At 60.7% G+C, this 23,401-nt stretch carries 20 protein-coding genes; 6 read left to right on the plus strand and 14 right to left on the minus strand.

The features are described from left to right. Nucleotides 1–163: 163 nt before the first annotated feature. The 4 genes from U5782_RS32270 (at nt 164) to U5782_RS32285 (ending at nt 4,373) form a co-directional block, all read left to right on the plus strand. Nucleotides 164–1,102: an AraC family transcriptional regulator gene (locus U5782_RS32270; RefSeq protein WP_322047936.1), complete on the plus strand. Its 939-nt coding sequence runs from the start codon at nt 164–166 to the stop codon at nt 1,100–1,102. Between the two features lie 314 nt (nt 1,103–1,416). Beyond that, nucleotides 1,417–2,886, plus strand: a complete 1,470-nt coding sequence (locus U5782_RS32275; protein WP_322047937.1) for a catalase — start codon at nt 1,417–1,419, stop codon at nt 2,884–2,886. 58 nt (nt 2,887–2,944) lie between these two features. Beyond that, entirely contained in the window at nt 2,945–3,574 is a 630-nt protein-coding gene (locus U5782_RS32280) for an HD domain-containing protein (protein ID WP_322047938.1), read from the plus strand. A gap of 52 nt (nt 3,575–3,626) precedes the next feature. Next, nucleotides 3,627–4,373 carry a glucose 1-dehydrogenase gene (locus U5782_RS32285; protein WP_322047939.1) on the plus strand — a complete coding sequence of 249 codons (747 nt, stop codon included), beginning with the start codon at nt 3,627–3,629 and terminating at the stop codon, nt 4,371–4,373. Nucleotides 4,374–4,501: 128 nt separating this feature from the next. Here the strand turns inward: U5782_RS32285 and U5782_RS32290 are convergent, their stop codons facing one another. Genes U5782_RS32290 through U5782_RS32320 form a run of 7 tightly spaced genes read right to left on the minus strand, consistent with a single transcriptional unit; the run spans nt 4,502 to nt 13,598 of the window. After that, on the minus strand, nt 4,502–5,830 hold the full coding sequence (locus U5782_RS32290; protein ID WP_322047940.1) for an MFS transporter: 1,329 nt from the start codon (nt 5,828–5,830) through the stop codon (nt 4,502–4,504). Continuing rightward, nucleotides 5,827–7,299 carry a carbohydrate porin gene (locus tag U5782_RS32295; RefSeq protein ID WP_322047941.1) on the minus strand — a complete coding sequence of 491 codons (1,473 nt, stop codon included), beginning with the start codon at nt 7,297–7,299 and terminating at the stop codon, nt 5,827–5,829. The genes U5782_RS32290 and U5782_RS32295 overlap by 4 nt, the downstream gene beginning before the upstream one ends. 54 nt (nt 7,300–7,353) lie before the next feature. Beyond that, complete coding sequence (locus tag U5782_RS32300; protein WP_322047942.1) at nt 7,354–8,532, minus strand: multidrug effflux MFS transporter; 1,179 nt, start codon at nt 8,530–8,532, stop codon at nt 7,354–7,356. Nucleotides 8,533–8,549: 17 nt separating this feature from the next. Further along, the gene (locus tag U5782_RS32305; RefSeq protein ID WP_322047943.1) at nt 8,550–9,155 is read right to left on the minus strand and encodes an NADPH-dependent FMN reductase; all 606 of its coding nucleotides are present in this window, start codon (nt 9,153–9,155) and stop codon (nt 8,550–8,552) included. A gap of 13 nt (nt 9,156–9,168) precedes the next feature. Beyond that, the gene (locus U5782_RS32310) at nt 9,169–10,464 is read right to left on the minus strand and encodes an acyl-CoA dehydrogenase family protein (protein ID WP_322047944.1); all 1,296 of its coding nucleotides are present in this window, start codon (nt 10,462–10,464) and stop codon (nt 9,169–9,171) included. Nucleotides 10,465–10,508: 44 nt separating this feature from the next. Then, nucleotides 10,509–12,002, minus strand: coding sequence for an aldehyde dehydrogenase family protein (locus U5782_RS32315; RefSeq protein WP_415914441.1), 1,494 nt, complete (start codon nt 12,000–12,002; stop codon nt 10,509–10,511). A 27-nt stretch (nt 12,003–12,029) separates the two neighbouring features. Continuing rightward, the gene (locus U5782_RS32320) at nt 12,030–13,598 is read right to left on the minus strand and encodes a carotenoid oxygenase family protein (protein ID WP_322047946.1); all 1,569 of its coding nucleotides are present in this window, start codon (nt 13,596–13,598) and stop codon (nt 12,030–12,032) included. Here U5782_RS32320 and U5782_RS32325 point away from each other — a divergent pair. Next, nucleotides 13,597–14,619 carry a VOC family protein gene (locus U5782_RS32325; protein ID WP_322047947.1) on the plus strand — a complete coding sequence of 341 codons (1,023 nt, stop codon included), beginning with the start codon at nt 13,597–13,599 and terminating at the stop codon, nt 14,617–14,619. The two genes, U5782_RS32320 and U5782_RS32325, sit on opposite strands and share 2 nt — an antisense overlap. A 58-nt stretch (nt 14,620–14,677) precedes the next feature. On the opposite strand, the gene U5782_RS32330 is transcribed toward U5782_RS32325, so the two are convergent. From U5782_RS32330 to U5782_RS32345, 4 genes are read right to left on the minus strand one after another with little or no spacing between them, the layout of a single operon-like run. Further along, nucleotides 14,678–15,538: a hypothetical protein gene (locus U5782_RS32330; protein WP_322047948.1), complete on the minus strand. Its 861-nt coding sequence runs from the start codon at nt 15,536–15,538 to the stop codon at nt 14,678–14,680. Nucleotides 15,539–15,556: 18 nt separating this feature from the next. Next, nucleotides 15,557–16,681, minus strand: coding sequence for a 3,4-dihydroxy-2-butanone-4-phosphate synthase (gene ribB / locus U5782_RS32335; RefSeq protein ID WP_322047949.1), 1,125 nt, complete (start codon nt 16,679–16,681; stop codon nt 15,557–15,559). Further along, entirely contained in the window at nt 16,678–17,652 is a 975-nt protein-coding gene (locus U5782_RS32340) for a hypothetical protein (RefSeq protein WP_322047950.1), read from the minus strand. Before U5782_RS32340 ends, ribB begins: the two co-directional genes overlap by 4 nt. A 29-nt stretch (nt 17,653–17,681) precedes the next feature. Beyond that, the gene (locus U5782_RS32345; protein ID WP_322047951.1) at nt 17,682–18,899 is read right to left on the minus strand and encodes an acyl-CoA dehydrogenase family protein; all 1,218 of its coding nucleotides are present in this window, start codon (nt 18,897–18,899) and stop codon (nt 17,682–17,684) included. A 317-nt stretch (nt 18,900–19,216) separates the two neighbouring features. Here U5782_RS32345 and U5782_RS32350 point away from each other — a divergent pair, with 317 nt between their 5' ends. Then, nucleotides 19,217–20,434, plus strand: coding sequence for a GntR family transcriptional regulator (locus U5782_RS32350; RefSeq protein ID WP_322047952.1), 1,218 nt, complete (start codon nt 19,217–19,219; stop codon nt 20,432–20,434). Nucleotides 20,435–20,508: 74 nt separating this feature from the next. Here the strand turns inward: U5782_RS32350 and U5782_RS32355 are convergent, their stop codons facing one another. From U5782_RS32355 to U5782_RS32365, 3 genes are all read right to left on the minus strand, one after another. Further along, the gene (locus U5782_RS32355) at nt 20,509–21,399 is read right to left on the minus strand and encodes an acetoacetate decarboxylase family protein (RefSeq protein ID WP_322047953.1); all 891 of its coding nucleotides are present in this window, start codon (nt 21,397–21,399) and stop codon (nt 20,509–20,511) included. A gap of 139 nt (nt 21,400–21,538) precedes the next feature. Next, nucleotides 21,539–22,510: a fumarylacetoacetate hydrolase family protein gene (locus tag U5782_RS32360; protein ID WP_322047954.1), complete on the minus strand. Its 972-nt coding sequence runs from the start codon at nt 22,508–22,510 to the stop codon at nt 21,539–21,541. A gap of 40 nt (nt 22,511–22,550) precedes the next feature. Next, nucleotides 22,551–23,360 carry an SDR family oxidoreductase gene (locus U5782_RS32365; protein ID WP_322047955.1) on the minus strand — a complete coding sequence of 270 codons (810 nt, stop codon included), beginning with the start codon at nt 23,358–23,360 and terminating at the stop codon, nt 22,551–22,553. Nucleotides 23,361–23,401 lie beyond the last annotated feature (41 nt).

Genomic DNA, 23,401 nt, shown 5'->3' on the forward strand with positions numbered 1-23,401 from the left:
GAGCGCTGCACCATTGCTGAGCGCGTCGCTTTACGCTAGCGGACGCCCCGTCACCTTGCGCGCGGCAGTCACAAAACTGCGCTAGATTAGGCCTGCTTTCATTTGAACCCGCCGCCAGGCAACGGCACATACGCCTGTGCGAGCGCACTCACAGGCGCGATGAATGAACGACAAGAGTCCTGCCAGTCTGGCGCGGCTTTCTCCAGACGATGTCCTCGCCAAGCGGTTTTTATTGCGGGAAGCCCCCACCGTTCGAGCAGGCATTTTTTCGCAGGGACAGCCCATCTCGTTCACGCGCCTGACGAACGCCCGTCCGCAACCGGGGCGCTCGTTGACACCGCAACCGGAAGAAGCCTTTGTCTTTCAGATGCCGCTGATTTCGAGCCCGGATCCGGGCATACGTAATTCAAGCGGTAGCGTCGATAGTTCGACATCCTGTCGACCCGGTTGCTGCTATCTGCTCGACTTGCGCTCGGGTCCGACGCGCCGGCTCGACATGCCGTTCGATAACATGCGGCTCTATCTCGCGCAGAGCGCAATCGAAGCCTTCACCGAGCAAAAAGGGCTGCGGCGCATCGGCGGACTGCTCCAGCCTAATCTCGGCGCGAGCGATCCGGTGCTGTTTCGTCTTGCACACACGCTACAGGCCGTGGTGCAACAGCCCGATCTGACGAGTTCGCTGTTTATCGATTACCTCGCCCTCGCCTTTTGTGAGCACGTCGTCACACGCTATGGCAGGGCCGACTCATCAGGCCGATCGCGCCGCGCCGCACTCGCTCCGTGGCAGATGCGACGCATCGAGGAATTCTTCGCGTCCCACCTGCACGGCAATCCCTCCATCCTCGACCTTGCGCGCCAGTGCGATCTCTCCACGAGCTACTTTAGCGAGGCCTTCAAGCAGACCACCGGGAGCACGCCCCATCAATGGCTGCTCAAGCGTCGCATCGAACGCGCGAAATCCCAATTGCGGGAAACCGATGCGAGCCTGGCAACCATCGCATCGGACTGCGGCTTTTTCGATCAGAGCCATTTTTCGCGCGTGTTCTCGCGCCTCGAAGGGTGCGGTCCCAAGGACTGGCGTCTGCACAACCGGTCACGCTAGCTTTGTGCGAACGTCGTTATCGACGCTTGCGCGTCATCGCCGTCACTGCGCGATAGCCGCCCACGAATCGTCCATCGAATCGTTGAATTGTCCAAGATGGGTCCGGCACCAAACAGGTACGCTGCATCCACATCGACCCATCGATGCCTCTGTCCTTCATCACCCGTTGATCGAGTGCCCGACGCAACGAGACAGGCTCGCCTCGCCGCGCCGGCAGAAATAGCCCGCTGATTGTCCGTATAGCTTCGCGTGTCCGCCAGCCTGGAACGCCACAGCGCTGCGCCGGTACCGCACAACCCTCCTGGAGTCGTGGCATGACAAATCGCGTTACGCCCATGCGTCTGGATCACGCAACGGGTGCGCCCGTTGCCGACAATCTGAACATCGAAACGGCCGGCCCACGCGGACCCGCGCTGTTGCAGGACATCTGGTTGATCGAAAAACTCGCGCACTTCGACCGCGAAGTCATTCCCGAACGGCGCATGCACGCCAAAGGGTCGGGGGCGCATGGCGTCTTCACGGTGACGCACGACATCACGCGCTACACCAAGGCGAAACTCTTTTCGGAAATCGGCAAGACGACGCCGGTATTCCTGCGCTTTTCCACCGTGGCCGGCGAGCGCGGCGCCGCCGATGCCGAGCGTGACATTCGGGGTTTCGCCGTGAAGTTCTACACGGAAGAAGGGAACTGGGACATTGTGGGCAATAACACGCCCGTGTTCTTTTTCCGCGACCCGCTGCGCTTTCCCGACCTGAACCACGCGATCAAACGCGATCCCCGCACGGGTCTGCGCAACGCCAACAGCAACTGGGACTTCTGGACGCTTTTGCCGGAAGCGCTTCACCAGGTCACGATTGTCATGAGCGATCGCGGCATTCCGCGCAGTTATCGGCATATGCACGGATTCGGCAGCCACACGTTCAGCTTCATCGATGCGGACAATCGCCGGACGTGGGTGAAGTTTCACCTCCGTACGCAGCAAGGCATCGCGAATCTGACTGATAGCGAAGCCGAAAATCTCGTAGGCAAAGACCGCGAGACGCATGGCCGCGATCTTTACGAGAGCATCGAAAACGGCGATTTCCCGCGCTGGACGCTCTTCATTCAGGTGATGGACGACGATCAGGCGAGAGCGTTGCCGTTCAATCCCTTCGATCTCACCAAGGTCTGGCCGAAAGGCGATTTCCCGTTGATCGAGGTTGGTATTCTCGAGTTGAATCGCAACCCCGACAACTACTTCGCCGAGGTCGAACAGGCCGCCTTCTCGCCCGCGAACGTGGTCCCAGGCATTGGCTTTTCGCCCGACAAGATGCTTCAGGCGCGCCTTTTCTCCTACGGCGACACCCAGCGGTATCGGCTAGGCGTGAACTTCAACCATATCCCCGTCAACGCACCGAAGTGCCCCGTCCATAGCTATCACCGCGACGGCGCCATGCGCACCGACGACAACCTCGGCGGCACGCCGTCTTACTTCCCGAACAGTACCGGCGAGTGGGAAGTAAGGCCCGGCCTTCATGAGCCGGCACTGCGCATCGAAGGCGACGCCGCGCATTGGGACCATCGCGTGGACGTGGATCACTTCGCGCAACCCGGCGATCTGTTTCGTTTGATGAGCCACGCCCAGCAACAACTGCTGTTCGACAACACGGCTCGCCAGATGGCCAGTGTTGACGCGCCTATCCAGGAACGCCACATCCTCAACTGCTCGAAGGCGGACCCTGCCTACGGCGCGGGCGTTCGCGAGGCTTTAGCGAAGCTAGGAGCGGTAGCGGCAGCGAAGTAGCAGCCCATTCGCACACGGCCATGCAGCACGACCGTTCAACACTCGAAGGAGAACCGCAATGTCATCTATCGCTGTGCCCGACAGTCAGCTTGCGCGGCAAATAACCGAATTCGTGCGCGACACCTCCAGCCCGCTGCTCTTTCATCATTCGAGCCGGGTGTATCTGTTCGGCGCCCTGGAGGGTACGCGACGCGGATTGAAGTTCGATCCGGAACTGTTGTACGCCGGGGCCATGTTTCATGACGTGGGCCTCGCCACTGCCTACAGCAGCGCCACGGAGCGATTCGAAGTCGACGGGGCCAACGCCGCCCGCGACTTTCTGTCGGCCCGGGGCATCACGGCGGCCGATATCGATCTCGTCTGGACGGCCATCGCGTTGCACACCACGCCGGGAATTCCGCGCCATATGCACCCGATCGTCGCGCTGGTGACGGCGGGCGTCGAGATGGATGTGCTCGGACTCACCTACCACGAGTTTTCCGACGAAGAACGCGAGGCCGTGACGCACGCGCACCCGCGCCCGCCGCATTTCAAGGAAGACATCATTCAGGCGTTCTACGACGGCATCAAACACAAACCGGAGACCACCTTCGGCAATGTGAAAGCCGACGTTATCGCCGACAAGGAACCGCATTTCCATCGCGGGAATTTTTGTTCCGTGATCCGCCATTCGGCCTGGCCGGGCTAACGCACAGACGCTGCATCCTATTAACGCTGTCATTCACACTGAGGTCGATATCATGGGCAAGCTTGCAGGGAAAGTCGCCGTTGTAACCGGCGCATCGAAAGGCATCGGCGCCGCCATCGCGAAGGCGCTCGCAGCAGAAGGGGCGTCGGTCGTCGTGAACTACGCGAGCAGCAAGACCGGCGCGGACGCCGTCGTGTCCGACATCACCACGGCCGGTGGAAAGGCGGTTGCCGTGGGTGGCGACGTGTCGAAGGCCGCTGACGCAAAAGGTATCGTCGATGCGGCGATCGAGACGTATGGCCGTCTCGACATCCTCGTCAACAACTCCGGGGTCTACGAGTTCGCGCCCATCGAAGCGTTCACGGAAGCGCAATACCGCAGGCAGTTCGACATCAACGTGCTGGGTGTTCTGCTCACCACACAGGCGGCCGTCGGACATCTTGGTGAAGGCGCAAGCATCATCAACGTGAGTTCGGTTGTATCGACGCTCACGCCTCCCACCACAGCCGTCTATAGCGGCACGAAGGGCGCGGTCGATGCCATCACCGGCTCACTCGCCCGCGAGCTTGGGCCGCGCAAGATTCGCGTGAATACGATCAATCCGGGTGTGATCGTGACGGAAGGCGCACAGAGCGCCGGAGTGATCGGCTCGGAATTCGAAAGCTCAGCGGTGAGCCAGACGCCGCTTGGGCGCGTGGGCAGTCCGGACGACATTGCGTCGATTGCGGTGTTTCTGGCGTCGGAGGACGCGAAGTGGCTGACGGGGGAACACATCATCGCCAGCGGGGGGATGCGGTGAGCGTTACGCTCCTCCACAGAGCGCGATTTCGCCTCATTTGAAGGGCCGCTCGAATGAGTGCCGCGTCTATCACTGCGATCGACAACGGCACTCGTTCTGGGCAGCTAGCGACAGGTATCAGAAGCCACTTATCGCGAAGCACTCATCATCTCAGCCTCATCGCCACGCGAGGCGCCGTCTTCGGCTTCATTGGATGCTTGCGCGGACAACTGCTGGAACGAGGCGAACGGTCCAAGCAACGACACCAGCGCAAAAGCAATCACCAGGAATCCCAGGCAGAGATTCAGCGCAAAGTGGTAGTTGCCTTGACTGCGATGCAGGACACCCAGTAACACGGGGCCTAATCCCAGGAAAATACTACCCGATGCAAATACCAGAGCATCGATCGCACCCGGTGCTCGCAAGCCGAAATAGCGGGTGATGAGCAGCGCCGTTTGTCCCGACCATGCGCTAAAACCAATACCAATCAAACCTGCGGCCGCCATCATCGCCGCGCCCTCCACCTGAAACGACAGCATGGCGTAACCGATCAGCGCCGCGCCGAGGAACGGCAGGAATGCCTTCGGTCCATTCAACCAGTCGGCGAGTAGACCCGACAGCACGGGGCCAGCAACGCCGCTCAAGAAGGCCGCGGACATCAGCGTCGCCCCAAACGCAGCAGACTGCCCGCTCTCCGTGGCAATCGCGACAAGATGGCTCGTCACACCCCCAAAGCTGCAAGTCATGAGGATGCTGACTGCAAGAATGATCCAGAAAGTCCGTTGCCCCACTGCCGCACGCACGCCAAGACCGGGAGCCATTTTGCAATCCTCTTCACCTGAGGCATCTTCACCAGGCGGCACGAGTTTCAGCACCAGGACCATCAAAAGCGAAGCCACCACGCACGCGACGGCCATGCCTCGGTAGGTCGTCCGCCAGCCGAGTTCGGCAACCGTGGACGAGATGAGCGGGCTGAGTGCGCCTGCGGCCAGCATGGGCCCCGCACCGAAGATAATGCCCATTGCCACGCCCCGCCGCTTTTCGAAATACATCGATACCCGGCGGGCAAGCGTAGGCGGCCCCACCAGTGTTCCACCTAGGCCAAGAAGCGTCGCGCTGCCGACCAATTGCCAGGTCGAACCAGTCATGAACGACAGGCTCACCAGACCCGCGGCCGTGCACAGGCACCCCAGAACGAATGCAAGCAACGCGCTCACCTGATCGGACAAGCGTCCGGAGAAAGGTGCGACCAGCGAATAGGCAATGGAGTACGTCAGCATGCCTTGCGGAAATGTCACCAGACTCCAGCTGAGATCTCTCGACACCGGGCCTAGAAAAAGAGCGAAAAAGCTCACGAACAAAGACATGGCGCTAAACAGCATCAGGACCAGTGCGGCGAATCCGCCGACCAGTGAAGATGTGGCACGGTTATTCATGGTGTTTCCTTTATCTGCAATCGCGCGGGCTTCGATAGTCATTTCGACAGCCCCGCGAGTCGGCCAAGATCCACGAGCAAAAACGCTCCCACAATCCATCCGCTTCGTTGCGGCGTCGTCGCCGGTAGTGGAATCACCTGATTGGGATGAATCACATATTGTGCTGACGCGCCCACCATCACGCCGGGCAAGATGCCGTATTGGGTATGCACGTCGATCGCAAAGTTGTCCCGATGGGTGGGTTCGGTGCTGATCGGCACCGCGCCACCCGACATGGCGTTAAGCATCGTGGTATAGGCTTGACGCGACTCGGTTTCGTAAAGCGCGCGGTCGCCGCTCAAATGAATCCATCGCAATGTCGAGCCCACGAGGGCGACGGGGTTGTCGAAAAAGCCGCCATATTCGACACCGGTATAGGCTTCCAGAGGATAAGCGTTGTACGACGGTGGGGCAACCAGCGCGCCGCCATAGACTGCGAGATTTCGCGGCACCGGACCGCCGCCGCTCTCACGCCAGACGACCTTGCGCCCCTGCGCATAGAGGCCCCAGTTGCCGCTGGTATGCATCAGCGGATCGCCCGTGGAGTTGAGCGCCTGGCTGGAACCGTCCGTGTTGTACAAGGGGTCCTTATAGGGCGAGGTATTGCGGAACAGGCCGAATTCCGCCTTCGCGGGATACCGGGTATCTGCGAACGTATCTTCGTACATGGCATTGGCGAAAATGATCCAGCCGGTGCGGGTACTCGTGCTCCAGTCCCAACCCGAATGGTTCTGCCAGTTGGCCATGTTGTCCTCGACAATCCCCAGGCCAAGATGCCATTGCGGCGTCAGGTCGAAGGTGGTGTGCGCCCCCCAGACTGACTTCGTCAGACCTGGCGTGAACACCGTCATGGACAATGCCCCCATCAGACACTGGCTGCACATTGTGCCGACCAGAAAATCCTGGCTCGTGTTCATCCGCCCGTATTCGACGTGCAGTCTCTTGTCGAAAAAGTCGTGTGACAACGTGAAGCGGACTAGATCGGCATTATTCGTTTGAACCGGAAACGGTTGATAGGCTGCTGCGGTTTGAAGCAGATATTTATCCGTATTGTAAGAAGGTTGATTTAATACCTCGTGAAAGTTAATCGTCGTATTGGGAATACCAACAGCTTTTTCCAGATCGACTTTCGCCACGAAATTCAATCCGCCGAAAATCGCGGAATGGCCGGGTGACGTACCGGTGCTCAAGCTGTTCACGTATGGCGACAGGAAAACCAGTCCAAGGTCGATGCCGTGATTGTCCAGAGCCTGCCCCACGCTGCTGAGCGGACCATTGAACCCCGCCGGGGGCGAGGGTGCCAACGGCGGCGATAAAGGCGAAGGCGGTGATCCAATTGCATTAACCGGCAATTGTGCTAGCGTTCCCTCGGGATCGCTTGCTGCCGTGGTGGACGTTTGTGCCTCAGTTAACGCGGGCAGCATGGCGGCGCCCATCAATGAACATAGAACGGCTTTGGTAAGCAACCTCACGTTTGTCTCCAATATTCATTTTTATGTTTTGTTAAATTACTAATGGCGATACGGTCAAACAAGGGGACGTTTTTGAACGAACATCATTCGAGACAGAAACACCGCGACACCTATCGCGAAGAGCATGGCGAGCGCGTACCGCAACGCACTACCAAAAACGACTAATGGCGCGCAGGCTGAAATCGCTGCAAAAGCCACCGATTGAACAAAGCCCAGCATCGACGATGCATTGCCCCGTTCGTTGCCATAGCGCTCGAGAATGTCGTAGGTCGAACTGGGTAAGAAGATGGCCACACCAAAGGCATAGACGCCACAGAAAATCACCGCCCACGGGAGCTGTGCGGGAAGGAGCCACGCAAACACCACGTTCAGCGCGGCGGCACCCATCAATATGGTCCGGCCCGTACGCATCTGTGATGTGCTCGACATGCGAAAAGCCCATCGTCCTGCTGCGAACGAGCCGCTGACCAGTCCGACCACTACCGGCAGGAACAGCCAGATGAATTGCGTCTTCGGCAACTCCAGCACATTCAGGACATAGTCCGGAGCCGACGCCACATAAAACAGCAATCCGCCTGTCGCGCAAGTGCGCTCTACGGCACGTAGCAAAAAGTCACGCTCCCCAAGCAGCGCCCACGGAGCAAGCACGATGCGGTGCCATTCCCAGCGCTTGCGCTGCTCGACCGGTAAAGATTCCTCAAGCGAGCGCAGGCTGAAAACCAGCATCGCTAATGCGATTACCGCGAGAAAGACGAAGCACGCGGGCCACGTAAAGCGCAGCGCAAGCCAGCCGCCGAAAGCCGGTGCGACAGCCGGTGCAAGCGCGAACATCATCGACACATGCGCCATCTGCCGCCTCGCCTCGGCGGCAGGGAAGCGCTCCTGCACCAAAGCAGGAATGATGGTCACGCCGACACCCGCCGACACGCCCTGAGCGAGGCGCGCGAAACAGAGCAGCTCGAAGGTCGGCGCGCCCGCACACACCAGCGTTGCGCCGATAAACGTTGCCAGCGCAACCAGAATCGTCCTCCTGCGGCCGATGACATCGGAGATCGAGCCTTGAAATGGCATCATCAGCGCAAAGCCGATGAGGTAGAACGTCAGCGTCGTCTGAATCGATTCGAGCGACACGCCGAAGGCCGCGCTCAACTCCGGAAAGTACGGGAAGTACGTATCGGTTGTCAGCGGACCCAGCGCACTGATTCCCGCCAGAAGCACGGTCCATTTCCACATCGCTCGTGCCCCGCTCATCAGCCGATACTCGCCAGATCGCCTGGCGCGTTTGTCACGCTTGCCGCCCTTTGAATCGCAAACTGTACGATCTGCTGGCCAAGCATGGCCAGTTGCCTTTCGGTGACTTCATCGACGCATTTGCCGTTTTGAAAAGGCCGTGTGCTGCTGTTGATGGCCACGCCCAGAGGCGTTGGCCATCCCCTGAGCGCATGCGTGATGGTACGCAGCGTATGGAGCGTATTCACCGATGCCTGGCCGCCATACGCCGTCGCGATCAACCCAACCGGCAGTCCGTCGAGATAGACGCGCTGGTCTTTCGCGGTCTCTTCGATATAGTCGAGCGCGTTCTTCACCAGTCCAGACACCGACCCGTGATAGCCTGGACTGGCAATCACCAGACCATCCGCCGCCCGCACCGCCTTGACGAGCGCTCGCGCGGCCTCGGGCAACGCTTCAGGCGCAGCCCCGTAGTGCGGCAGGGCCAGCATTTGTTCGCTGCCGATCAATTGGGTCCGGCAGCCAAGCAGGCGTGCGATAGCCAGCACATGCTCTACCGCCTGCTCCGTTGATGAGCCGGCCGCCGCCGTGCCGCCAATACCGACGATTGTGGGAATGTAGGTCACTTTGCCGTTCTCCTTATTTATCTTCAGGCGCCTTGGCGGAGACACCAGGCAAACCGCCAGCGAATGCGGAGAACGGCGGCAGACCCATGACGTGACGGCCGTTGATCTCCGCCGCCGGATCGAAGCGCAGCGAACCGTGGGTCAGAATCACGCGCACGTCACGCACATAGCGTTGAATGGGGTTCATGTCGCTTACGGTTGCGGAACCGATGGCGTACTGAATGGCGTCGATGGCTTCGCCGCAAAGATTGCCCGCGAACACCATATCGATGATGGCCTCGCTTTCCTCGGCGGGCTCGAAATTGCCATCGCCTTTGGCACGCTGGTCGATCTTGTCGGCGGTCTTCATGAGCAGCGCTTGCGCTGCGCGGATCTTCGCGCCGACCTTGCCCGCGATGATCTGTGTTGCTGGCGCATCGGCCACGCTTGCATAAGGAAGATTGAAGGGCTTGCGCGCCTTGGCCTGCGCGATGAAGGCTTCGTAGGCGGCTTTCGCCACGCCCAACGCCGCGCAGTTCATTTCCAGCGGCACAGTCAGCATGACGCCAAGCGCATTCAACTGGAAACCCAATCCGGCGTAACGCGAGCGGAAACTGCCCAGGCGTTCCGGAAACTTCGACAGATCAAGGAAGCGGTACAACGGAACCTCAATATCCCGGGTCGTGGTCAGGCTGTTGCTCGATGAAGCGCTCATGCCCATCACGTGCCAGTCGTCGACAATCTCGTACTGATCCCGCGTGAGCAGGACCATGCCGCGACGGCGCTCGCCTTCTTCTTCGAAATCGATGCCTACCGCCGCAAATGCAGCATGCTTGCTGCCACTGGCAAACATCCATTTACCGCCTGCTTTGACAATAATGGCGTCGCGAGTCTTTTCCGCCTTCTGGATTTTTTCCGAGAACAGCGACCCGCCCGCAATGGTCGGTCCGGGCCATGTTGCGGCGTGCTCGTAAATTTCGGCGATGGCGCGCTCCGGAAGGGTGAGCGCAATGCGGGTGTGGCCACTCGCAATCATGGTGACCCAGGCCGTACCGCCATCGCCTTGTGCGACTTCAGTGAGGATCTCGGCAAGGTCGCGCGCGCCCAGGCCATAGCCCCCCAGCTCCGTGGGCACGGAGGCGAGGAAGAGCCCCGTCTTTTGCAGCGCCTGCATCGTTTCCGGGTGCACCATCCCCAACTGTTCCCCTTCCAGCGCATTCTTGCGAATCAGAGGAAGCAGTTCACGCACGCCATCGCGAATCTGGCGGCCCTTATCGGATCCCTGCCAGTCGTCTGCCGTCAATTGCACCGTTTCAAGTTTTGCGTTCATGTTGAATTCCATCCCTCATCAGATAATTGAGTACCGTCGCCCGCTTAGAACGGATAGCGAGCCGGCTCGCTGCTGAGGGTCATCCATTGCCATTCGGTGAACTCGTCCCAGTTCGTCGGGCTGCCGAAACGCGAACCGTTACCGGACGCGCCTGTGCCGCCGAATGGAATGCCGGCATGGTCGTGGATGGTCTGGTCATTGATGTGCATAAGGCCCGAGCGGATGCGTCGCGCAACACGCAAGCCACGTTCGAGCGAACCGGTCTGCACGGCCGCGGACAGGCCGTACTCGGTATCGTTGGCAATGCGAATGGCTTCCTCTTCGTCGTCGACGATGACCACGGGCGCAACCGGGCCAAAAATTTCGAGCCCGTAAGCGGGCATGCCCGGTTTCACATCGCCCAACACGGTCGGACGATAAAAGCGGCCTTCGTGCGTACCGCCCGCCAGCAGCGCTGCGCCCGCCGCCACCGAGTCGTCGACAATCTGTTGAACGCGCGCGACCTGCCTGTCATTGATAATCGGTCCGATGGCGACCTGTTGGCGATACGGGTCGCCAATGGGCAGAGCCTTGGCCTTGGCGGCAAGCAGGGCGAGATAGTCAGCGGCGACCTTGCGTTGCACGATGTGACGACCGCTCGCCATGCAAATCTGGCCCTGGTGCAGAAAAGAGCCCCACGCGCCTGCGGAAGCCGCGGCCTCCAGATCGGCGTCGTCGAGCACGATGAAGGGACTCTTGCCGCCCAGTTCGAGCGCAACTTTCTTCAGGTTCTTGCCCGCCAGTTCGCCCACCCGTCGTCCCACGGCCGTCGAACCGGTGAACGTGATCATGCGCACGCCCTCGGCCGTGACCAGTGCCTCGCCCACATCGGCGCCGCCATTCACGACCGAGAACACGCCTTCGGGCAGACCGGCCAGTTCGAACATCCGCGCGAGCAACGCACCGCCGACGATGGGGGTTTGGGGATCGGGTTTGAGAATGACCGCATTGCCGAGCGCAACAGCCGGAGCGACCGAGCGCATGGCCAGCAGCATCGGAAAGTTCCACGGTGCGATCACGCCCACGATGCCGATCGGCACGCGACGCGCGAAACTCAACCGTGCCGGATGGGTGCCCGGCAGAAGATGGCCCTCCGGACCGATCAGGATGGCGGCCGAGTGAATCAGCTCGTCAATCGTGCCTTGCAGTTCGACTTCGGCTTTGCCTCGCACTCCACCCGTTTCGCGGATGATCATGCCAATAATGGCTTCGCGGTCCTGCTCCAGGATCGCCGCGGCGCGCCGCATCAGTGCCGCGCGTTGTTCCGCGGTCCATGCCGCCCATTGCGTTTGCCCATTGCGTGCGGCCGCAACGACTTCGTCGAGATCGGCAGGCGCGCATGCGCCAACACTACCGAGGCGCTCGCCGGTGGCTGGTTCGGTGACGATGAGCGATTCACGGGTTGAGCGCCAACGGCCGTTGAAAGTCGATTTTTCCCAAACGGATTCGTCGAGCAAAGCGGATCGGGTTGGTGCGTTATCTTGCGTATTATTTAGCATAGCGAATTGATCCATTAATCGATGAAATTACTTCAGGCGGTAGCCCGTCACCCAGCTGGCGTGGATACCCAGCCGCAGCGACACCGGAACGTTCAGCACCGCGAGCGGCCCCGCTTCGAGCTGCTGCGCGTCGAGAATGACGAGTTCGCCGCCGCGCACACCCCGCCTGTTGCGGATCACCATGATGTAGCCATCGCCTTCCAGCGCATCGGCCGACCGTGGGCAGAAAACCGGGTCCTGGACCCAGGTGTCGTCGCCGGCGTACCACTGACGCTTCGTGCCGGCTTCCAGATCGAACAGGCTGATCGCGTTGAACATCGTGGGCGAACTGCCATGCTCATTGCCTTGCGGTGCGGCAGGAAGCGGGCCACGCGCCGGGATAGCGCCCGGAAATGCGCCCGGAATCGGGGGCATGGGCGGAAGTGGCGGCGGTGCCATATCGGCGGCCGCGGTCGTTTGTTTGAGCTCGGGAAGCCACAGATAGCGATGCTTTTTCGCGTGCCAACGTTCATCGACATGCGGCCCTTCGCCGGTGACTTTCGCCAGCACCTCGCAGGTCTCGATACGGTCACTGCCCGAGCACGGGTCGATCGTCCATCGCACGAGCGAAGTGGGCGCGGAGCCAAACGGGCCGCCACGTCCATCCTTGTCGGGTACGACGAAACCGAAGGCGTTACCGTCCACTCTCAGCACATCGAATTTGATCAGGCCATCTTCTTCGAATGCATTCGCCGTATGCGTGAGCACGCACTTCGGACCGCGCAACCAGCGCACCTCGTCAGCCGAGCCATAGCGCGGAATCACACCGACAATCATTTCCTCGTCGGGTTCGAACATCCAGAACGGTCCACCATCCTTGATGCGGGCGACGTCCGTGCTGTATTGCATCAGCGGCAACAGGAAGTAGTTCGGCGTGACGGCGCAGTCGTGAATCATCCACGGCTCGGGGGCGTCGAAGCTCGCTTCGTGCGTAACTTTGCCAAGCGCGTCCACCACGTAGTAGCGGATGCTCATGGAACCCACGCCATCTGCGAAATAGCCGAAGGTAAACATCTCGCCCGTTGCCGGATCGAACTTCGGATGCGCCGTCATCGTCTGGCTCTGGATCGCGCCGTTGGCGCGCCAGGGACCGATCGTCCGCAGCGTGGCGGGATCGATCGCATAGGAGACGCCATCTTCCTTCGCTGCGAGCAGCACGCCCGCGTGGAAGTTGATCATCGTGTTGGCCGTCGTACGCTCGATGCCTTTCGCCTCGGGCGCATCCGAATAGGGATTGCGATACTGGCCAAAAAGTCCGCGGCCTGCCTCGCGTTGCGCGTTGAATCGCTCGGTGCAGATGTATTTCGTGCTGAACGCCGCGCGACCCTGCTCGAAGCGAAACGCCCGCACCATGCCGTCGCCACCGGCGCCCAGATCCATTGGGTAAAGAATGTCGCTGATGGGCGCGTACTGATAATCCGGAACGGCCTGGACGTAGAGACCATCGAGATCGGCGGGCACCGCCCCTTCCAGAATCTCGAGATCGGAAATTTCACCCTCAAAACGCAGGGGTTCATCAAAACCAAACTTCATTGGCGCAGGAAAAGTCGCCGCCATGTCTCCACTCCTTAGATTTGATTGCTCGGTTCTTGCAACGGATCTCAGGATAGGGGCGCGGACCTGGCGAAACCAGGAGTCATTTTGCGGGCCGACGGCAACTCGATTTGTCGCCTGGTTTTATCGCAGCGCGAAGCGTCCAATCTTCCGGAACCCTTTCCGAAACACTATTGGACAAGCGACTTTTTTCATCATGACGATCAATGCGATATTGAAGCGCCTGGTGCTGACAACGCCACAGCCGCAACCGATGGCCGAGTTCTATCAACGCGCGTTCGGCTACCGCCCGGCGCAAGTGGGCGCGGATCAGCACTGCGAAGCGCAAGACCGCTCGCTCTGGCTGCGAAACGGCCCGGGCAATCAATTGGCGGAAGCCCACTTCATGTTCCCGCATACCGACGCATTCGCGTCGTATGAAGACCGGCTGGCCTCGGCTGGGGTTCCGTATGCGATAGACAGCCGCTCGCAATCGATCGCGGCCACGGACCCGGAAGGACGCACCCTGCGTTTCTTCGTGTCAACAGCGAATGCCGGCTCGCATGAAGCCGCCGTCGGTTCGCCGCCCCCGGCGCGCATCCAGCACTTCGCGCTCAGGTCACCCGATATTCCCCGACTGTTGCGCTTTTACGTGGAAGGTCTGGGTTTCGTCGTATCGGATCTGGTGCTTGACGCCGAGGGCGCGATAACAGCGGCCTTTCTGCGCACGGATGCCGAGCATCACTCGCTCGCACTGTTTCGCGCAGCAACGCCCCTCTTCGATCACTTCTCGTGCGAAGCACCCGACTGGACCGCTTTGCGGGATTGGGCCGATCACATGGGCCGCAATGCCATCGAAGTCGTTTGGGGCATCGGTCGCCATGGCCCGGGCAATGACACGTTCTTCATGGTGCGCGACCCCGATGGCAACCTGGCGGAAATATCATCGGACCTGGAGGTTTGCGCGGAAGATCGTCCAGCAGGTCAATGGCCCCATCAGATGACGACGCTCAATCTGTGGGGCCTGGCGATCATGCGCAGCTAAAGCGCAGGCGTGTCGCTTCCGTGAGTACGGGAGCGACACGGAGATTGACAGCCCTGCTTTAGCCCCAGCCCGATCCCGTTCCGGCCGCAAGAATGACGTGCAGGTGATCGACATTGCGTATTTCGTCATCGACGATTTTCACCACGCTGAAGATGTAGAACGCTCCCGCGTCCGGTCTCTCCGCGTTCTTCCGGAACTCGACAATCGCGATGCTGCCGCACACCCCAAGCTCGACATCCAGAATCGGAAAGCGCCGTTCGACCACATGCGGGCGCGCCGCGCGCGTCGCTGTGATAAGCGACGCTGGCGTATGCACCGCTGCGTCCGGCGAAAGCAGCAATGCCAGACTGTTGGTGATTTTCTTGCCGTTGGCATAGCGGTCGCAACGGTGATTGAAGTGGGCAAGGCTGCCGTCGCTCTCGTTCAAGGCGACCCAGTAGCTATCGCCTGCCTTGCGCAGCCTGGCGCGGCTGCCCGCACCGCGTTCGACCGGCACCGGCGCATCGTAAAGCACGTCGGGCGTAAGCAGACGGTCCACATCGGCGAAATGGCCATGGTTCGAAGAACTGATCATCACCTCGACTTCAGTGATCAATTCATCGACGAGCGCGAGGCGGATGCCATAGGGATATAGCACGCCGGAACAATCCACGGCCCCGGTCACCATGATTTGCGCCGACGTCGTGTCGACGAAACATTGTCGACTGACGAATGTTGTGATGTGTTCCCAGTCGGCTGCCTGTATGCCAACTTGCACACCGTTTCGCGTCACACGTACATTGGCGGCGAGCGGTGCACGCTGTAAGTCATGCGCCTGGACTGCATCCAGAAACCTCTGCGCTACGGCATTCAACAGGGCGCGGCGCGAGTCGGCATGCCTTCGTGCAGTACGCGAAGGCGGTTTAAGTACAGCATTCATACGATATTCCCTGGAAGCTCAATGGCCCGATACGACGTGGTCGCTGACGACCGGCCGCTCCTCGACAATCTCCAGCCCGTAACCGGCAAGCGCAACCGGCGCATGATGGCTATTGGTCAGCAACACCATTTTCTGCACGTTCAATGCCGAGAGGATCTGCGCGCCGATGCCGTAATCGCGCAGTTCTGGCGTGGGATGGGACTCTTTTCGGGCGCGCGCGCGAACGTCGCGGAACAAGGTGTCCACGGTCGGTCGATTGATGACGATGACAACGCCGCTTCCTGCTGCGGCGATCGCTTTCATCGAATCCTGAAGCACCGTGCAGCCCGCTCCCGCCTCGCCAAACGTATCGGGGAAAATACTCAGGGCATGCATGCGCACGAGGGTCGGTTGATCGGCGTGAATCTGCCCTTTGACAAGCGCGATCTGCTCAGTGCCAAGGGCCTTGTTGACGAAGGTTTTCGCGGTCCATACGCCGCCCCATACACTGTTGAACTGTGCTTCGGCGGTCTGCTCAACCAGTTGGTCGCGCTTCATCCGGTAGGCAATCAGTGACCGTATCGTGCCAATCTTCATGCCGTGCTCGCGGGCAAATGGCATCAGGTCGTTCATCCGCGCCATCGTGCCGTCTTCGCGCATGATCTCGCAGATCACGCCCGATGCATTGAGCCCCGCGAGACGGGCGATATCCACCGCCGCCTCCGTATGCCCCGCGCGAACCAGCACGCCGCCGTCTCGCGCAATGAGCGGAAACACGTGTCCCGGGCGAACAATATGCTCTGCGCCTTTCGAGGCGTCGATTGCCGCCGCGATGGTGCGAGCGCGATCCCCCGCGGAAATCCCCGTCGTGACGCCATCGCGAGCCTCGATCGACACCGTGAATGCCGTTTCATGCAGGGTCTGATTGTGCTGCTCCATCAACGGCAAGCCCAGTTGTTCGACGCGTGCGCGAGTCAGTGCAAGGCAGATCAGACCACGTCCATGTCTGGACATGAAATTGATGGCCTCCGGCGTGGCCATCTGGGCGGGCATCACGAGGTCGCCCTCGTTTTCCCTGTCCTCGTCATCGACGAGGATAAACATGCGGCCGTTGCGGGCCTCTTCGATCAACTCTTCAGGAATGGCAATCATATCGTTGCTCATTTCAAACTCGCTTGCCGTGCCAGCACTGCGCCAAATCCGACTCCCACTTCACGCACGCCACGCTGGTAGACAATGTGAGGCCGCGTGGCGGTTGCCGTCTCCATCGCCTGCGTCGCTGCGATCCATGTCAGCACTTCCATCGTCCCGATGCCGCGCGCGGCCACGAGTGCCTCTGGCGACCACGTATCGAATGCGGACAGAGCGCCGCGCGTCAGCACATCGAGAAACGTGCCGTCCCAGTCCTCGTGAATGCCCAGTGCCGGCAGCGGAATGTTTTCGTCGACGAGTACCCTGGCGCCCTGCTTGTGCGCGGCCACTTCGTAGTCGATCCAGGACTGCTGCGATACCTCGGACTGGCGGCTGCCACTGAGAATGTAGGGCTTCCATTCATGAGAGACCGCGTCGAGCGTGGGGAACAGGAAGGCCGGATCGTGCGACAGCCCGCCGGTTCCGAGGATCAAAACGCGTTCGAGGTCGAGCCCTGCAATGTAATGGGCCACTGCCATTCCCAATACGCGCGCTCGGCTAAATGGCACAAAAGGCGGGTGCAGGCACGATACGAAGACAGGCAGCACAGGATATTGCGCGAGGCCCCCGGCCAGTTCGTGCAGGGCCTGCGAAAAGCCGTGATCGACCACCATGTCATACGACACGGCAACATCGACGCCATCGTCACGCAGCGCGCGCACGGCATTCGCTGCCAGATCGGCCGGCACGTTGAGTTTGCCCGGCGTGCCGCCGACATCCGCAAGCGCATGCGCCGCGAGGCCGACGCAGAACGACGGCATCGAATACATCTGATGCCCGCCGTAGTGATCGCAGCCAAACATGACAATGAGCTGCGGGTCGAACCCGGCAATCTGTTCGCGGATTTCGGCCATCGCCTTGCGTGCGCCGATCAGCGCGTCGCTTTCGCGGGCCGGGAAATACAGCAGCGGCGAATGCGACGCACAAGCCATCATGACTTTCATGGAGTGTCTCCCCGTCCTCGTCGCGTGGGTCAATCAGCCACAGGATGCGCGACCTTGTGGCCGAGCAGCATCGCGCCGGTACGGGTATAGGCCATCGGCTGTACGGCGGCGTGCTGCGAAGCGCCGTGGACGTCGCGCAGATAGCGTTGCAGCGGTGAGCTGCTGTACAGCGCCGAACCGCCACCCAGACGATAACAACGCTCGACAATGTCAACGCATTCGTTGGTCACCCATGTCGAGGTCTGGAAGCAATCCGCCAGCAAACTGGTATTCGACAGGTGCAGCCCGCCATTGAGCGCCTGTTCCCAGAGTTCGTCCGCTTGCGTGCGGGCCGTGGCCCGCGCCGCGCGCAGACGTGCGTTCAACTGTCCCAACTCGGTCTGGAAAATCACCGAGTCCCGCATCGCCTCGGTCATCAACAATTGCTTCTTGCCGGTGTTCGCCAATTCGATCAGGTGGCTAACGGCCGCCTCCGCAATGCCGATTGCGGGGCTGCAATGCAGCGGGGGAATCAGATGCAGCGCCGAGCCATAAAGCGGTCCCGGCAGGCACGATTTGTCCTTGTAACCGAACACCTGGGCGTGCGGCACGAACACGTCGTTCAAACGGATGTGATTGCTGCCGGTGCCTTTGAGCCCCATCACCTTCCAGGTGTCTTCGATTTCCCACGCGCTCGCGGGCAGAGCCGCATGGCCCGTGAGCGGCATCGGGCTGCCCGGCGACCTGGGAACCGGCTCGCCATTGCGGGTGACGACGAAACCGGCGAACAGCCAGTCCGCGTGCTGACAACCGCTTGCAAACGGCCAACGTCCGGTGACCCGATAGCCCCCCTCGACGATCTCGGCCGTGCCTGCCGGTGCGGCTGAGCCCGCCACGATGATGTCCGGACCATCGGCATAGATCCTGTTGAACGTCTCGCGCGGCAGCAACGCAAGGTGCGGCATGTGACCCACGCCCAGCATCGACACCCAGCCCAGCGAGCCGTCTAGCGCGGCGACCTCTCGCAGGAGTTCCAGCGTCTGCGGATAGGGCAGTTCGAGACCACCGTGACTTGCCGGTGCGCAGCTGCGAAACACGCCGATGTCGCGCAAGCGCTCGATCAGATCGGGCGGAATCCGGCGGCCGGTCTCGATCTCGTCAGCCCGGCTCGCGACCTCGGGAGCCAGCGCGCGAATTCGCTCGACCATCGACTCGAAGAGATCCGCCTGGCTGGCAACGCTGGACTTCAAAACTTGACTCGCTCTCATGCAAATGTTCCTCAACGATATTGGCGGCCGCGCCGCGCATGGTGTTTTTCCAAGCGTCAAGATAGCCAGCGCGGCGATGTCAAACCAGGGGATAGATCCGTGTGTGAGGCGGACGGAACACGTTGTGTCGGCACGAATGTGGGGCCGGACAGGGCCTGCGGGCCGAATGTCCCTGGCATCCCCAATTGACTTGCATCAATTTATGAGCGATAAAAAAAGCCAACAGAGACAAGGGCATGCAGGCGTATGCGTGCCCGCAAGAGACCATGCCTAAATCAGAGACTATTGGGGCTGACGCCACGTACGGGCGATCATTGATGTCCGAAGCCGTACGCGACAATAGCGGCGCCAAGCTGGGTTGCCGCATCGCGCTGGCCCTGGAGGAACAATTCATCGCGCAGGGCTGGCCGGTTGGCAATTTCGCCGGCTCAGAGGAGGCCCTCAGTCATCGCTTCGGTGTCAGCCGGCGCATCGTGCGCGAAGCAACCCGCGTGCTGACCATGCGCGGCATCGTTCGCCTCAAGCGCGGCGTGACACTCGGACTGGAAATCACGCCGCCCGATATCGACCTCATTGTGGATATCATGCGCGGCTATGCCTTTCTGAACGATGTCACTGAAGCGCACCGCACCGAAGCGCTGACCTTTCTCGAACGCGTGGACGCGCGCGTGAGCGGCGTCGAGGAAGTGCGTTCCGCGCTTGATTTTCTGCTTCAGTTTTTGCGCGAAGATCTCACGCCCGGCGCACCGCCATTGGGCGTGGGACGCGACCGGCTTCGCAAGGCTCGCGCCGGGCAGATTGTCTTCAATATTATTCAGGAGTTCTTCTTTCGTGAATTCGAGCCTGGCCGTCGAATTGGATCGGAAGAAGATCTGTCGCTGCAATTCAACGCCGACCGCAGCATCACTCGGCAGGCGATTCGTTTGCTGGAAAGCTCAGGCCTGGTGACGTCCATGCCGGGACGCGGCAACGGGATCATTATTCAGCGCCCGCCTTCCGGGCCGGTCTGCCGCCTGATTTGCTGCCTTTTTGCATCGCGCCAGCTATCGGTCGCGGGTACGTTCGAACTGTTTCATGCCATGAGCGTCGAAGCCGTCTCGCTGGCTGCGACCAAGGCAAACGCTGAAGATGTGCAACGCCTTCAACGCGAGCTGCACATGAGCCGCACGCCGGAGAAGTTCAGCGATCTCTTTTCTACCGAAGACGCACAATTCGAAGCCATCCGCAATCCGCTGATCGATCTGTTCATTCGCAGCATCCGGGGATATGTCGCCCTGACCATCAACGAAAGCGGTAAAAAGATTCCGCAGGACGTCGCAGAATGCTTCGCGAACGAAACGCGGCGCGTCTACGACGCCATCATTCGCCACGCGCCAGAGGCGGCGGCTCAAGCGCATGATGCGAAATTTTGCGCCATGCGCGACCTGGAACGCTCTCACAATCCAACTCTCGCCGATATGCTGTACCTCCACGGCGCACGCACGGCTGCCCACGCGACGCATCAGGACGCGCCAATGCAGGCAGCTCCGGCATAAGCGGAGCATTCCTCGATCAACGTGCTGAGGCGAGTTCGCCTCAGCACGCATTCATGGTCGCAATTCAGGCAAGCTCAAGCGGGTTCGACGCGTCGCATAGCGTCGACCGAGATACCAATACCCGGTCCGGAAAAGGCGACCAGTTCCGCGTCGATGTACTCGATTACCTCCAGATCCGCTAGCACGTTGACAACGTGGGCCGCCAGCGGAAGCTGCTGGAACGTCGCAGCATGCCAGGCGACGGTTCCCTTGCCCGTCCAGCGACGGAACTCGAAATCGGCGAATTTGATGTTGTCGCTCGATCCACCCGATCCTGCCGGCGGCGCGGCAGTCGTCACATAGGCGACATCGGCGCCCTCGCGTCCGCCGGGACTCGTGCGCGGCATGTACTTGAAGTAGAGTTGTGCGCCGCCACCCGAACCGGGCAGATTCTTTGCCGGATTCGCCTCTTCGACCAGCCCCGAAAGCGCGACATCGCAGAACCGGAAATCGAGCCAGGAGGCGTGCGACGACGCATTGCCTTCGGAATCGCGCGAGATTCGCGGAATATTCGCAAACATCTTGGGAAAGCCCAGTTCCTCGCGTCCCGTCATGATCGCATCGGGCGCTCCTTCCCAGATGACTGGGCAGAAGGTGCCTTCAAGAGTCTCGGTCTTGCCGCGATACGTCACCGGGAAATCGATCGACAAGATCCCATAGCCGCGTCCGGCCAGCCAATAGAGCTTGTCGAACCAGGCGCACGATACGGACACGATCGGCGCGCCGCGCAGCGAAAACCCGGGCGGAAGCAGGTTGGCCAGCCTGGCTTCGTCGGTGAGATAGCTGACTTTCATCCACTCCGCTTCCATCCGCCCCGTCTCTTCTTTTGTCCACATCCGTCCTTCGGGATGCTGGCGCGGACCCGGAGCCGGCCCAAACGGAACCGGCATACGGTAGCGCACCCCTTGCTTGATCTCACAACTCATAAATAGTCCTTATCATGATTCTGAAGCCGCGACGTTCTTCGACCAGCTACGCGCCGGCGTGGATCAGGCGGCGTCGGCGCAAACGTCACGTCGTGCAACCCATCCCAACCCGCGTGTGCGTCGGCAAAGCCACACGCCTTCAGTCGTCGATCAATTCGACCGGATTAAGCAAAGTGCCAATACCGCTGATAGCGATCTTCACCGGGCCACCGTACTTCTGGAAATCCTGTTCGCGCAGCGCTTCGCGCTTGGGGTCGACAGCCGTGCCCATATGCACGATGTCACCCGGTTCCAGCGTGACGTAGCGCGACAGGTGTGCCAGCGTACGCTGCACAGAAAAGCGCAAGTTCGCCGTCGAATCTTCAGCAATCATCCGCCCGTCGATCCACGAATCCACCGTGAGCACATTGGGATCCGGAATTTCGTCGGCCGTGACGATCCACGGCCCACAGGGGCCGAAGGTGTCGGTATTCTTCGAGCGCATGTGGTAGGTGAGATAGATGTCACCATCGTCGGGCGCCTTGGCGCGCCGCCACGGGATGTTGGCCGGACGGCTGAACTCGAGATGGACGCTGTCCTCGTCCTTCAACGCCACCGATGTGATGTCGTTCAGAATGGTGTAGCCGAATACTGCATCGAGAATATCGTCTTCCGATGCGCTGCTCAGACGCTTGCCGACGACCACCGCCAGTTCCGGTTCGGGATGGGTCAGTCCATACGAACGGCGAATGCGAATCGGCTGGCCATTGCCAATCAACGCCGAAGGCGACTTCATGAAAAACGCGGGGTTTTCGAAATACTTGTAGATCTGGCGCGCAATGGCATCGTTGTTCAACGCCACACCGATGATCTTTCCCGGTTTGCGCAGCGGCGGCAGCCATGCCTCCGGCTTCACGGGCTGGACCTTGCCCGCCGCCAGTGCGGCTTGCGCCACGTTGCTCCAGTGTGTTTGTTGCTCTTGAGAAGATTCGATAATCTCCAGCATCGAACGCGGGCGCCCTTCTGCCGCAACATCGCCTGAGATCAGTTCATCCAGAAGAAAGAGTTTGTCAGCCTGATCGACGACTGCGACCTTTTCCTTGCCATTGACAATAATGGTTGCCAGTTTCATGGCGTCTCCATTCGAGTTTCGTGCGGGGTTGAAATACGCTTCAAAGCGCGCTTGCTCCGCCGCCATCCACGACCAGATGGGCACCGGTAATAAAGTCTGCCTGCTGGCTCGCCATGTACAGCACGGCACCGGCGATGTCGCCCGGTCGGCCTACACGCGGCACAGCGTGGTGGAAAAACTCCAGGGCGAAACGGCGCTCGTCCTTTTGCCAGTCGTCCATGCCGAACGCCCTGGCGGCCTTGTCCAGTTCACCATCCGATCCCGGCGTGTAGATCACCCCGGCGCTGATCGTGTTTGACGTTACGCCGCTGCCCGACAAGGCCTTGGCAAGGCTGCCGCTCAGACTGACGACGGCCGTCTTGGCCGCCTGATAGTCAGGGAACACGGGCGGCTGCTGGATTGCGATGCCGCTGGAAATCTGGATGGCGCGTCCCCAGCCGCGCGCCTTCATGCCCGGCACGAATTGCTCGATCATCAGCGCGGCGGCGACAACGTTCAGTTTGTATGAACCCAGCCAGTCTTGCGCCGGAATGCCAAACCAGTCCATATGATCGAATCCCGCGTACCGGCCGCCCGCGTTATTGACGAGGACATCGATTCCGCCGAGTTCAGCGTCCACCTGCTCGCGTATGTGCGCAGCAACGCCGTCTTCGGTCAGATCGCCGGTCACGCTGATGGCGCGGCCGCCACGCTCATTGATCGCCCTGGCAACGGCAGAGGTACGCTGAGGGTTGCGGCCATGCACCACCACCGTCGCGCCGGCCTCGGCCAATTGGTGCGCGATGCCTTCGCCAATGCCGGAACTGCTGCCCGTCACCAACGCCCGTTTTCCTTTCAGTCCAAAATCCATTTCATTTCCTGAGATAACGTGTGGAATCTGCACCTAAAGTA

This window comes from Paraburkholderia sp. J67, assembly GCF_905220265.1.
GTDB lineage: Bacteria > Pseudomonadota > Gammaproteobacteria > Burkholderiales > Burkholderiaceae > Paraburkholderia.

Bases quoted from the DNA above. Each gene is read 5' to 3' on its own strand.
- U5782_RS32270 (WP_322047936.1), top strand. From the start codon at position 164: ATGAACGACAAGAGTCCTGCCAGTCTGGCGCGGCTTTCTCCAGACGAT.
- U5782_RS32275 (WP_322047937.1), top strand. From the start codon at position 1,417: ATGACAAATCGCGTTACGCCCATGCGTCTGGATCACGCAACGGGTGCG.
- U5782_RS32280 (WP_322047938.1), top strand. From the start codon at position 2,945: ATGTCATCTATCGCTGTGCCCGACAGTCAGCTTGCGCGGCAAATAACC.
- U5782_RS32285 (WP_322047939.1), top strand. From the start codon at position 3,627: ATGGGCAAGCTTGCAGGGAAAGTCGCCGTTGTAACCGGCGCATCGAAA.
- U5782_RS32290 (WP_322047940.1), bottom strand. From the start codon at position 5,830: ATGACTATCGAAGCCCGCGCGATTGCAGATAAAGGAAACACCATGAAT.
- U5782_RS32300 (WP_322047942.1), bottom strand. From the start codon at position 8,532: ATGTGGAAATGGACCGTGCTTCTGGCGGGAATCAGTGCGCTGGGTCCG.
- U5782_RS32310 (WP_322047944.1), bottom strand. From the start codon at position 10,464: ATGAACGCAAAACTTGAAACGGTGCAATTGACGGCAGACGACTGGCAG.
- U5782_RS32315 (WP_415914441.1), bottom strand. From the start codon at position 12,002: ATGCTAAATAATACGCAAGATAACGCACCAACCCGATCCGCTTTGCTC.
- U5782_RS32325 (WP_322047947.1), top strand. From the start codon at position 13,597: ATGTCTCCACTCCTTAGATTTGATTGCTCGGTTCTTGCAACGGATCTC.
- U5782_RS32320 (WP_322047946.1), bottom strand. From the start codon at position 13,598: ATGGCGGCGACTTTTCCTGCGCCAATGAAGTTTGGTTTTGATGAACCC.
- U5782_RS32330 (WP_322047948.1), bottom strand. From the start codon at position 15,538: ATGAATGCTGTACTTAAACCGCCTTCGCGTACTGCACGAAGGCATGCC.
- ribB (WP_322047949.1), bottom strand. From the start codon at position 16,681: ATGAGCAACGATATGATTGCCATTCCTGAAGAGTTGATCGAAGAGGCC.
- U5782_RS32340 (WP_322047950.1), bottom strand. From the start codon at position 17,652: ATGAAAGTCATGATGGCTTGTGCGTCGCATTCGCCGCTGCTGTATTTC.
- U5782_RS32345 (WP_322047951.1), bottom strand. From the start codon at position 18,899: ATGAGAGCGAGTCAAGTTTTGAAGTCCAGCGTTGCCAGCCAGGCGGAT.
- U5782_RS32350 (WP_322047952.1), top strand. From the start codon at position 19,217: ATGTCCGAAGCCGTACGCGACAATAGCGGCGCCAAGCTGGGTTGCCGC.
- U5782_RS32355 (WP_322047953.1), bottom strand. From the start codon at position 21,399: ATGAGTTGTGAGATCAAGCAAGGGGTGCGCTACCGTATGCCGGTTCCG.
- U5782_RS32360 (WP_322047954.1), bottom strand. From the start codon at position 22,510: ATGAAACTGGCAACCATTATTGTCAATGGCAAGGAAAAGGTCGCAGTC.
- U5782_RS32365 (WP_322047955.1), bottom strand. From the start codon at position 23,360: ATGGATTTTGGACTGAAAGGAAAACGGGCGTTGGTGACGGGCAGCAGT.